This window comes from Phaeodactylibacter sp. (genome assembly GCF_022763345.1).
Taxonomy (GTDB): Bacteria; Bacteroidota; Bacteroidia; order Chitinophagales; family Saprospiraceae; genus Phaeodactylibacter.
The window spans coordinates 1-11,273 of the sequence record NZ_JALEGS010000109.1 but is presented as its reverse complement, the minus strand read 5'-3'; the positions used below and the strand labels follow the sequence as shown (position 1 = coordinate 11,273).

Here is an 11,273-nt window from a genome sequence, read left to right as displayed (position 1 = left end):
CTTCCCAGCGTAAATGCTGACCTGTCTGCCGAAGTACCGACACGAAGGCAGGCATTGAGTAGGTTTGCTGTGGCAAACCACTTAATCGTCAGTATATGCTGCCTAAAATGAAATGCAGAAAGAAGGCATTGCAGAAAAGAGACGTTTGTATAATCGGTTTAAAGGGTGAAATACCGGGAATGATAAAGTGCATATTTGTTTGTGTTGCTTGTCAGGCATAGGCAATACCATCATTGCTTCCGGATGCAAATCACGCACTGATTAACCCGATTTTCATATTTTTTAATCGGACAATTACTCGGACAATCGGGCCATATGCAAGAAATACTAGGCGTTTCGGCAGGTTAAAACCTTACTTTTACCCCGAAAAATTTGTCTGGAAGCAAATGCTATGTTCAATACAATGAAGATGCTTGGCCCTTATAAAGCTAGAAGTAGGAAATGCCGTTGTGCATTTGTTCCTGATTTGAGTATTGCTTTAAGGGAACTCAAACCGTTTGTATGGTGTGTCATTGCCATAGCAATATCAGGCTGTAATCAGGCAGGAAACGGGGCAAAGGATGATTTCTTCGAACGCCAAAATGCCGTTCATGATGGAGGCTATATCGCTACTTATCCACTTTCAGACCCGGATTCCTGCATTGCCCGGCTCAAGCAGGAAGTGCCGAAAGCTCTTCAACCATGGGCTTGTCTGTCTTTGTGGTACCATTTGCCGAGGGATAGCCCGAAGGTCAACTTTCGCCTGTTAGAGCTCTACGAAGAGAATTACCCCCACGACACGGTATTTGCATTTTGTCAGATGATGCGTGCAGAGTTTTATATCGACCTTGCCGAATTCGACCTTGCCGAAAAGTATACGGAAGACGCCTACCGCCGGTATATGGATCTGGGCCGGACTCTTGATGCTGAAGATGCCCGATATCTTCAGGCCCGCAGTTATATTTACCAGAACAAGTTTGCGGAAGCACTGGAAATTTACTTCGATTTGCTAGAGATTCTGGATAAGGCGAGTAACCATTTTTCAGACCGGCATGCAAACCTTTACTCTGATATCTGTGTGGCCTATGAGCGTAGCAGGGACAGGGTTAAGTACCTGGAGTGGGCACAGAAAAGTTGGAAGGCAGACGTTTCCAAAATACATGAACCCTGGAGGTTTAGGATAAAGACAGCAAATCACTTTAACGGCTACTACCTTAAAACTCAACCTGACTCCAGTATTTACTGGGCAAAGGAAATGCAAAAAATATTTCGGGAGGCTAACCCTGAAAAGGAGATACCTCCCATTATTCGCTACAGGCTCGCCCGGTCTTATTTCGAAGCAGGTCTTTACCAGAAGGCTTTACCTTTATTTAAAGAAGCTTACCAAAAAAATCCTTTTGGCAGCAAGCGGATGGTTTTTTTTCAGGTGCCCATGGCACTTGGGCAATGTTATTTCGAACTCGGGCAACTGGACTCAGCAGAATGCTATATAAAGGAGTCATTGGCTTCACCTGACACAGGCAACCTTTCCTTTGCATATTATCTGCTAAGCAATATCTATGCGGAAAAGGGGGAGTGGGAAAGAGCATTGAAGGAAGCCAATGAAAGCCACCGGCTATACAGAATCAAGTTAGACTCGGATAAAGCCAAAGAGGTGGTAAGGCTGGAAGCACAATATGAAAATACCCAAAAAGAGCATCGTATCGAAAGCCTGGAGCAGGAGCACCTGGCCTTAAGGCTTCGGCAATTCATCTGGGCACTCGCCCTGTTGTCGGTGATTCTCCTGCTCACGATACTCTACATCCGGCAGCACAACCACCGGCTTATTTTAGTACAGCAAAACCGCTTATTATCGCAGGAAAAAGAACTGATCAACACACGGGAAAAGTTAAAATCAAAAGCATTAATGCATTCCCGTAACCAACTGGAGGAAGCGAAAAAAGAGCTTGATGAAACCGGGCAGGCACTGGCACTTAAAAGCCGGCTTATCAGGGAATTACAAATTAAACTCAGCCAGAAAGCTGGCCCGGACTCTCCTTCCTCAGCCGGCCATGCGCCTCAGGAGTCGTCTGAGCTTAAGAGTATGAAAATTCTGACAGACCAGGACTGGCTCGTTTTCAAGGAACGTTATGAGGAGTGTTTTCCGGGGTTTCTTGAGAAACTGAAAGAGATGTTCCCTAAACTGACCTCTGGTGAGACACGGCTCATCTTGCTAATGAAACTAAAATTTGACAACAGAGAGGCTGCCGAATCATTAGGCATTTCTCTTCAAAGTGTATGGCGCAGCCGCCATCGGCTAAGCAGAAAGCTAGGGCTGAATACTACCGGAGACCTTGACCTTTTTATCGAAAGGCTTTAGTGGCCCCTTGTGAATTCAGTGCACGCTGCCGTGGTAAGCCGGAAGTATGCGCAGAGGTAAAAGAGGCCTTTATAACTTCAGCAAACACATAGCTGCCAGCCAATGGTGGAATCAGCTCCGGCTACTAATTTCCCAAACCGCTTCAGGCATTTTTTGAAGAAAAGTATTACTTTGGCAATAAGCAAAGGAGGAAAACCCTTTTGCACTAACGAATAACCAATTTCAACACTATGCGTTTTTTGGCCTTTCTGGTTTTTCTGGGCTTTCTGGCTTTCGCTCTGCTGGCGCGCTGGTACTTCATTTGTGAGCTCCGGCAGCAGTGTGGCCCCGGAGAGCTGGTAGATGCCCGTTTGCAGACCCTCCGGCTCACTGAGGGGGATAGCGTGTTGCTAAGGGGGTATGACCAATTTGCCTTCGACTCTGCTGCTTTGCAGCCGCGCCTTAACGACAACAATCAGCTTTTTCTGGACACCCTCGCTGCTATGCTCAAAGCGCGTACGGACCGGAATGTGACCCTTACTGCCCTTTTTCGCGAAAGCGAAAGTACCGTAGCTCCCGGCTTCTTTGAAAACCTGGGCCTGGCACGGGCCGATCAAATCAGGAAGCTGATGATGCGCAGGGGCATTGACCAAAACCGCTTCACGCTCGATTATGGGATTAGTGAAGACCGCCAACTACGCGAACCCGTCATGTTTGACCTTTATGACCCTTCGGCGGTGGAAGGGGGCTTTGAAAAAGTGTTGTTTACCTTTAAGAACATGACTTTCTCAGATGCTAACTTTGAGTATAATTCAGCCGTTTTCAAGCCGGGGCCGTCCCTGCAACTTTATGCGGATTCGGTGAAAACCTACCTTGACCTCAACCCGGAGGCCAGTATGGCTATCATTGGGCATACGGACAGTATTGGCTCAGATGCCTACAATCTGGATTTGGGGATGCGCCGGGCCGAGAATGCCCGCTTTTACTTTCAGGACTCCCTGGGCGTGACCGCCAGTATTCAGATCGATTCCGAAGGAGAGAGCCGCCCTGTAGCCCCCAATTCCCTGCCTGGCGGTGGCGATAATCCGGAAGGGCGGCAAAAGAACCGGAGGGTCAATTTTGTCTTGAGTACTGCTGCAGACTCCACTGCTGCACAGAAAGGCAACTGAATTAATAACCTTGGGCATCTGCCCGTATCAATACCAACGAACCATGGACCTGAGCAATTTATTTAGTCAATTTACCGCCCGCGAAAGCATCTTTATACTTATCGTCATGTTAACCGCTTTTTTATTCGGGCTGCTGGTAGGCTACCTGTTGCGGAACCGGCGGGTGCGCGAGTTGCGGCGCGAACTGAACGATAAAAAAAAAGAACTAGCTGATGCACGGGCAGAAATAGAAACGCTGCGAGAGCAGCTGTCCCTAAAAGATGCTGACCTTAAAAAGCTGGGATTTTCCCTGCAGGAAGCAGAAGCCGGGCAACAGCGTTTGGAAGAAGAAAAGGAACAGCTCAATAAAGAGTTGTTTATGCTCAGGCGACAGCTGGAGGAAGGCGGTCACAGCGGGGACTCGTATCAGCAAATCGTTGATGACCTCAACGATGAGGTGGCGGCTCTGCGTTCCCGAAATCAGGAGTTGGCCAATGCTCTGGAAGCAGCTTCAGGGAACAGTGGACAAACGCCCTCCGCTGCCGTGATAAGCCCGGAGCGGCTGGATATCCTTGAGCGGAAGATGGATAATCTTTCCCATGATAATGCCGCGCTCCGTTCTGAATTAAAAACCTTGATGGGTGGGGCCGTATCCCGTGGAATAGCCAATCCGGAAGCCACCACCTACCCCGAAGTGCACCCTATGCCGGGCCTGCCTGATGCTACGGTGGTGGAGCAAGAGCCTGAGCTTCGGTTTACCACCCCAAAGCCCTTTATGGATAAAATCCGGGAGCAGGTCGCAGAGCGCGATGACCTGACCCGAATTGAGGGAATTGGTAACTTTTTGGAAAAGCAACTCAATGATATCGGCGTCTACACCTACGAAGAAATCAGCACTTGGGGCGCTGAGCGTACTCAACAGGTGACAGAAGCGATTGGCTACTTTGAAGGCCGAATTGAAAAAGACAAATGGGTGGAACAAGCCGCTCAGCTTGCTCTTCAAAAACAGGAAAATCCGGATGATTTCAGGTCTAAAGTGGCCCCATTTTCTGAAGATCCTACCGATCTGACCATTTTTGAAGGCATTGGGCCAATGGTAGCTGATGCCCTCAAGACAGCCGGAATTGGCAGCTGGGGCGAGCTCGCAGCGGCGGATACGGACCGCCTGCGGGAGATACTGGAAGCCTCAGGGCCCAATTACAACATGCATGACCCTGCCACCTGGCCGGCACAAGCCCGTCTTGCCGTGGAAGGAGAGTGGGCGCTTTTGCAGGAGTATCAGGAGGAAATGCGGGAAGCCTAAGCGGATCGAACATGCCATTTAAGCCACTGTTTTACAGATGAATAAAAAATTAATACTGTAAAATATGCGAGTTCTTAGTCTGCTAATCTTTTTTGTTTGTTTAACGCTTACTGCTTTCGGGCAGGAGCGGGATACTTCCTACGAAGAATATAACGTACGCCCTTATCCGGCAACCAACGTACCGGTCAGCCCGGAAGCGGCTTCATTCATTGCCCTTTTCGAGGAAAGCAACGTTGGTAACCTGCGCGTCTATTCGCACTACGATGATGACCTGCCCTACGAATACCCATTTAAAGGTGAGGAGATACCGGAATCGTATTATGAGATGTTTGCTGGCACCCACCGCGATTTGCTGGAAGATGACGCAGCTTCCGCTCACAGTATTTACAGTATCAAAGGCAACAGGGCGGAGCACTACCTGATCCGTACGCCCTCCGACAAAGGGCCCAACACCATCGTCTTATTTGACCTGAACGGGGAGGTGATGGAGCCGGTACAGGTTTTGGCCTATGCCTACTGTAAGGGAGATTTCTGTTATCAGCAGGATAGCTTTATTACTGATCTGGATGGTGATACCGACCTTGACATTTTGACCAAATTCCGCCGGATAGAAGCCGAGGATGAAGAAACATTGGTCAAAAATGACATCGTTTACTTGCAGGAAGATGACGGTTCCTTTGAAATGGTGTTAGACAATGACCTTCGCATTGACGAGGGTGCGTATAATATGAAGGCAATTGAATTTGAAGAATAAGCCAAATTGGCATTAAAGTAAATGCCCCGCCTGATGCTAAAAAGCTCCAGGCGGGGCATTTACTATTTTAGGAGGTCCAGTACTGCTGCAGTCATCGCCACAACACCTGTCGTAATGGTCGGCTCGGGGTCAGGAGCAAAGCCGGAGTTATGCAGAGACGGTAATTGTAATTCTCCCCGTTCAGCGGCAGCCATTTGTTCCTTAGCTACTGCACCCAGCCAAAACATGAAAATGGGGACTTTTTCTTCAGTGCGTCCGTATCGGCCAAAGTCTTCCCCACCCATTACCGGATCTACGTTAAGGGTGTGGTCTTTGCCCAATGCTTCAGTAAACACTTGTTGTACGCGCTGTGCTAGTTCCGGGTCGTTGAATGTAGCTGGTGTAAACTCATCGCGGAGCTCCACCTTTGGGTATTGATTGGCTTCTAAGCCGGCAGACATCGCTACGCCCTGGCATATGCGTTTGATTTTCTCAATAATGGCTGCGCGGACTTCATCGGTGTAGGAGCGCAGTGTCAATTCGAGCTGCACCTGATTAGGGATGACATTGCCTTTAGTGCCGCCATGAATGGATCCAACTGTAACCACCGCAGGCTCAAGGGGAGAGAGCTCCCGGCTGACAACCGTTTGCAGCGCCACTACGATACGGGATGCTAAAAGCACAGGGTCCTTGGTAGTGTGGGGGTAAGCCCCATGGCCGCCTTGCCCGTACACGGTAATATCCATCATATCCACGTTGGCCAGGCTGTAACCGCTCCGGCAACCTACTTTTCCAGCTTCCATGCCCGCGCTGACGTGCAGTGCGATTGCGTAGTCTGGTGTGGGGAACCGCTCGTAAAGCCCATCTGCCAGCATGGCTTTAGCCCCTCCGCCCCGTTCTTCTGCCGGCTGGCCAATGAAGACAAGGGTGCCTTTCCATTGATCCTTCCGCTCCGCTAATTGCCGGGCAGCCCCTGTCCAAACCGTCATATGTATGTCGTGCCCACAGGCATGCATGACGCCTACCTCATTTCCGGCATCATCCTTTGTAGTGACAGTGCTGGCATAGGGCAGGCCGGTGTCTTCTACAATCGGCAGGGCATCCATATCCGCACGTACAAGCACCGTTGGGCCTTCACCATTGCGCAGGACCCCTACAACCCCATAGCCTCCGACACCCTCGGTGACTTCAAATCCCAACTGTCGTAGTTCCTCTGCCATGCGCCTGGAGGTCGACGATTCCTGAAAGGACAGTTCCGGATGGAGGTGATAATGGCGGTACAGGTCTTCCAGGTAAGCATAATCTTTCCGGACGGAAGCTTTGAGCCCTGCGTAGGGGTCATCTGTTGCAGATAAAAAAGTGCGGTCGTCCCGGACCTCTTGTTTCAGGGCATCCAGTGCGCCCTGTGCAGGCAAGGCTATGGCGCAACCGAATAGTACAGCGGTCAGAATCAGGTATTTCATCGTTTTGGTATTCATATGATGAATAATGTAAGAAAAACCATAGAGCAATTGGAGGTGTTCTCCTGCCTTTTTGTTTTTCTTCTTACTTTTAGGTGTCCAAAGTTGCAGAAATGAATGCTATTGATGCCATAAAGATCAACTTTAACCCCGAACAGCTCACACTGCTGAACATATGTCTGGCCTTCATCATGTTTGGCGTTGCATTGGACTTGCGGGTGGATAATTTCCGGGAGTTGCTACGCCGCCCAAAGGCTCCGCTCATCGGATTGAGCTCGCAGCTGGTCCTGCTGCCGTTGCTGACGATAGGGCTGATCTATCTTTTTCGGCCGGCACCAAGTATAGCATTGGGCATGTTGCTGGTTTCCGCCTGCCCGGGGGGCAATGTATCTAATTTCGCTGTGCATTTGTCAAGAGCCAACACTGCCTTGTCGGTCTTAATGACAAGTGTATCCACGCTGGCGGCGGTGGTGATAACGCCTCTGTACTTTACCATGCTGGCGCCAATCGTGCCTGGATCAGAAGGGTTGCAGGGCGATATCTATGTTTCCCCAATGAGTATGGTCACAACCATTGTGCAACTGATTTTGGTGCCTTTGCTGATCGGTATGGGGCTCCATGCCCGCTTTCCCAAAACCACTGCGATGCTGAAAAAGCCAGTTCGAATGCTGTCGATGGCGATTTTCATCGGCTTTGTGATTTTCGCGCTGTACGCCAATTACAGCAATATCGTCAATTACCTGTATATCGTTTTTTACCTCGTGGTCATCCACAATGCCATGGCCCTTTTTACCGGCTATCAATGGGCTTACCGAAATGGGCTTCCACAGGCAGATGCCCGGGCCATTTCCATTGAAACCGGTATTCAAAACTCCGGGCTGGCCCTGATTCTGATCTTCAATTTCTTCGACGGGCTGGGCGGTATGGCATTGGTGGCTGCGTTCTGGGGGGTGTGGCATCTGATTTCAGCCTTCACGCTGTCAATGTGGTGGCAGTTCCGGCCGATCACTGCTGCGGCCTTTGGTAAAGAACAAGCGAATTAGAGGAGCCGCAGAGAGATTAACAGGCGTGGCCTGTCAGTTGTCGGGGCCGCGGATAAAAAGGGAGCGCTTTTTGGGTTTGAGCCAGGAAAAGAAGGTCTGAAAACAACCACAAGCACCCAAAGTTTCAGCCTTGACAGGCCCTTGGTTTTGCAGAGCTTTGTGCGCAGGCAAAAATGGAGCTATAGCTATTCCTCTTCCCCTAAGGTTTGTCCCTGAAGCACAAACCGCTTGTAATAATTGATCAGCAACGTAGTGAGCGGCAACGCGATGACCATCCCAATCACCCCAAACAGCCCGCCCCAGACCGACAGTGCCAGCAGGATGACCGCCGGGTTTAGGCCCGTGGCGCTTCCCATGATTCGCGGCGTAAGTATAATTTCCTGAATGGCTTGAACAATTATGAAGACAAGGATGACCATACCTGCACAAAACCAGTAAACCTCGAGGGTCTCAATGGCCTGCACACCGGCAAGTAGCAGAGCGGGAACTAATCCCAGGATTTGAAGATAAGGCACAAAATTGAGCAACCCTACGAAGATGCCCAGCAGTATACCCAGGGGCAGCCCAATCAGGTTGAAGCCAACTGCGAAAAGAATACAAACCCAGAAGACAATCAGCGCCTGTCCCCGGAAGTAAATCTGCATCCCATCTTCCACATCATGCACCAGCATCACAACCGGCTCCCGGTAGGTGGGTGGGATCACCGCTTCCCAGTTGTCCGCAAAATCATTATAAAACAGCATGATGAATACCAGGTAAAGCAGAAACGTAACAATACTGAACAGCCCCAGCACAATGCCCATGGCACTGCTCAGGCCACTCCAGATGTAGGACAGGATCATCACCCCGTAATTGTAAATGTTTTCCTCCGTGAGTAAGGCTTTGACCTCCTCACTATGCAGGTAGGCCTCTATCTCCTGAAGGACTTCTGGCGGGAGTAAGGATTGCATCTGAAAGTCCAAACTGCCACCAAGAAGATTCTGCATATTGGCTATTTCTCTATTGATAGCCGGGATGGTCAGCATTCCAATGAGGACTAGAAATATAACCAGGCTGAAAAGGGTAAGCAGTACCGCCACCCATCTGGTGCGTACTTTTAGCCGTTGCTGGAAAAAGCGAACTATCGGCTCCAGCAGATAGGCGACGAAAAGGGCAATGAAAAAGGAAGCCAGATAAGGGCTTAGGTAATCCAGCAGCCATAAGAAAAGGGCAATGCCGCCAAGATAGAGTAGGATATCGATGATGCGGTCGAGCGTCCAGGTTTTCGGTTGCATAGCGGTAGAGGCAATTATTTCCCACCAAGTTAGGGCCGAAATTTTGTTTTGGGTGGGATTTTTAGTGGAAATTTTTACTTTACCAGTCTAAAGTCAATCTTTTATGCCACCTACATCCATACAGCGTCTTTGTTTTTGTATTTTTTTTATGGTGTTGTTGTCCCCTCTGGCGCAGAGTCAGGCTCATCAGCTCAGTTGGCCGGTGGATGGTGGGCTGCTCGGAACAGGCGCATTGACCTATGGCCTGAGTATTCCGCTCCAGAAGAAAATGCCGGGCATGTCTTTGGACGATCTCGATCTGCTGGATCCTCTCAGAATCAATCGCTTAGACCGGATTGCCACCTTGCAGGCCAGCGAAAAGGCGCGCCTCGCTTCTGATATTACCTTACGTACCGCTTTAATCCTGCCTCTGGGGTTATTGGCAGAGTCCAATAGCCGCGATAATTTTGGAGTAGTCTCTGTGATGTGGCTGGAAACCCTGCTCATCACCAACGGCATAACCCGCCTGGTCAAAATTGGCGCCCGCCGCAGCCGCCCGTATACTTACAACCCCTTAACGGGCGAAGAACTAAAAATTGATCCGGAAGCCCGCCTTTCGTTCTTTTCCGGACATGCATCCAACACCGCTGCGATGTCCTTTTTTACGGCTCAAACGCTGGTGCAAAACCGGCCGGATATGCAAAACAAAGGACTGGTTTGGGCTACAGCAGCAACCCTCCCGGCACTAACCGCCCTGTGGAGAGTCAAAGCCGGCAAGCATTTTCCCAGCGATGTGATTGTTGGCTATGGTATCGGGGCCCTGATCGGGGTTTTGGTGCCTAATTTGCACCGGTAGCCTTAACGCATTAGTAGCACTTCGCCTTCCAGTTGCAACTTTCGGCCATCTATTAAGGTGACTTCGGCCATGTATACGTAGACTCCGCTGTTGAGCAATTGCCCACGGCTTGTGCCATCCCAGCCCTGGCTTTCCTCATTAGGCGGGAAAGACGTAGCATCAAATACCTGATTGCCCCACCGGTCATAAATACTCAGGGCACTGATTTCCAATACCTGGTTCGGTTTGGCAAAAAGCGTGAAGTAATCATTGCTGTTGTCTCCGTTAGGGCTGAAGGCATTAGGCGCATAGACAGGGATGCGTTTGTCAACCTGAACCAACAAGTCGTCCTTCACTTCACAACCTGCATCCATCAATGCCCGCAGGGTGATGGTGGTGCTGTTCACAGGAACGAGTGTAGGATTCAGGCAGTCTGTGCAATTCAGTAGGTCACTGGGGCTCCATATCAAGGAGTCTGGGATGAAGTTGAGCTCCGGGTTCAGGGTGAGGGTGTCTCCCTGTCGGACTTCGATTTCCCCGCCCAGGTCCAGGGTAAGGGGTGGCATCGCTTCTATCTCGAAGAACTGCTGTGCTTCACAACCCAAGGCATCTCTCAGGATCAGCACATAATTGCCGGGCACGATCGGACCGCGCAGGGGTAGCCCTTCTGCAACCTCAAAGTTGATGCCGTCAATGGCGTAAGTATACGGCGGCAGCCCTCCGGATAAACGACTGATCGACCAATGGCCGGTACTGTCCGGGCAATCCGGGTCCGTAAGTTCCAGCTCTGCCTCAGGAAGATTAAAAGTGAGTTCAATATTCGTGATCACAGAATCGCATCCGTTTTCAATGCTGGGGATGATGTGTTGTCCGGTAGGCTGATCAATGGTGTAAGTCGTCCCAAAGAACTCCAGCACTTCATCTGCGCAGAGGGTATCCCGGAAATACCGTATTTCGGGCTGTAGCAGCACACTGATGCTGACCTCCAGAATGCTATCGCAACCATTGACCGTATTTAAGGTGTCTATTCCGGTAGGCTGGTTTTCTGAATAATAAGTTCCGTTAAATAGTACACTGTCTCCTGCACAAAGGTCCAGCACAACCGTGGTGCGATAACTCGGCAGCAGGTTCGTTGTGGTGATGATGGTAGAATCGCATCCGAACTGATTGGTCAGCGTTTG

Annotated in this window: 9 protein-coding genes; 6 read left to right on the top strand and 3 right to left on the bottom strand. The window is 50.1% G+C overall.

Translation table 11 applies throughout. The annotated features are described in order from the left end of the window. Positions 1–466 precede the first annotated feature (466 nt). The 4 genes from MRY86_RS26100 (at position 467) to MRY86_RS26085 (ending at position 5,522) form a co-directional block, all read left to right on the top strand. On the top strand, positions 467–2,338 hold the full coding sequence (locus MRY86_RS26100) for a tetratricopeptide repeat protein (protein ID WP_293566163.1): 1,872 nt from the start codon (positions 467–469) through the stop codon (positions 2,336–2,338). Positions 2,339–2,568: 230 nt separating this feature from the next. Then, positions 2,569–3,486, top strand: coding sequence for an OmpA family protein (locus tag MRY86_RS26095; RefSeq protein WP_293566165.1), 918 nt, complete (start codon positions 2,569–2,571; stop codon positions 3,484–3,486). Between the two features lie 43 nt (positions 3,487–3,529). Beyond that, the gene (locus MRY86_RS26090) at positions 3,530–4,768 is read left to right on the top strand and encodes a helix-hairpin-helix domain-containing protein (RefSeq protein ID WP_293566167.1); all 1,239 of its coding nucleotides are present in this window, start codon (positions 3,530–3,532) and stop codon (positions 4,766–4,768) included. A 64-nt stretch (positions 4,769–4,832) separates the two neighbouring features. After that, positions 4,833–5,522 carry a hypothetical protein gene (locus MRY86_RS26085; protein ID WP_293566168.1) on the top strand — a complete coding sequence of 230 codons (690 nt, stop codon included), beginning with the start codon at positions 4,833–4,835 and terminating at the stop codon, positions 5,520–5,522. A 62-nt stretch (positions 5,523–5,584) separates the two neighbouring features. Here the strand turns inward: MRY86_RS26085 and MRY86_RS26080 are convergent, their stop codons facing one another. Further along, positions 5,585–6,964 (bottom strand): amidohydrolase, encoded by a 1,380-nt coding sequence (locus tag MRY86_RS26080; protein WP_293566170.1) that lies wholly within the window; start codon positions 6,962–6,964, stop codon positions 5,585–5,587. A 110-nt stretch (positions 6,965–7,074) separates the two neighbouring features. Between MRY86_RS26080 and MRY86_RS26075 the strand changes: the two genes are divergently transcribed. Then, complete coding sequence (locus MRY86_RS26075; RefSeq protein ID WP_293566172.1) at positions 7,075–8,004, top strand: bile acid:sodium symporter family protein; 930 nt, start codon at positions 7,075–7,077, stop codon at positions 8,002–8,004. Positions 8,005–8,189: 185 nt separating this feature from the next. Here MRY86_RS26075 and MRY86_RS26070 read toward each other — a convergent pair whose 3' ends face one another. After that, positions 8,190–9,278 carry an AI-2E family transporter gene (locus tag MRY86_RS26070; RefSeq protein WP_293566174.1) on the bottom strand — a complete coding sequence of 363 codons (1,089 nt, stop codon included), beginning with the start codon at positions 9,276–9,278 and terminating at the stop codon, positions 8,190–8,192. Between the two features lie 103 nt (positions 9,279–9,381). On the opposite strand from MRY86_RS26070, the gene MRY86_RS26065 reads away from it, so the two are divergent. Further along, on the top strand, positions 9,382–10,113 hold the full coding sequence (locus MRY86_RS26065) for a phosphatase PAP2 family protein (RefSeq protein ID WP_293566176.1): 732 nt from the start codon (positions 9,382–9,384) through the stop codon (positions 10,111–10,113). Between the two features lie 2 nt (positions 10,114–10,115). On the opposite strand, the gene MRY86_RS26060 is transcribed toward MRY86_RS26065, so the two are convergent. Further along, positions 10,116–11,273, bottom strand: a 1,158-nt coding sequence (locus tag MRY86_RS26060) for a gliding motility-associated C-terminal domain-containing protein (RefSeq protein ID WP_293572073.1), incomplete at its 5' end; no start/stop codon positions are given.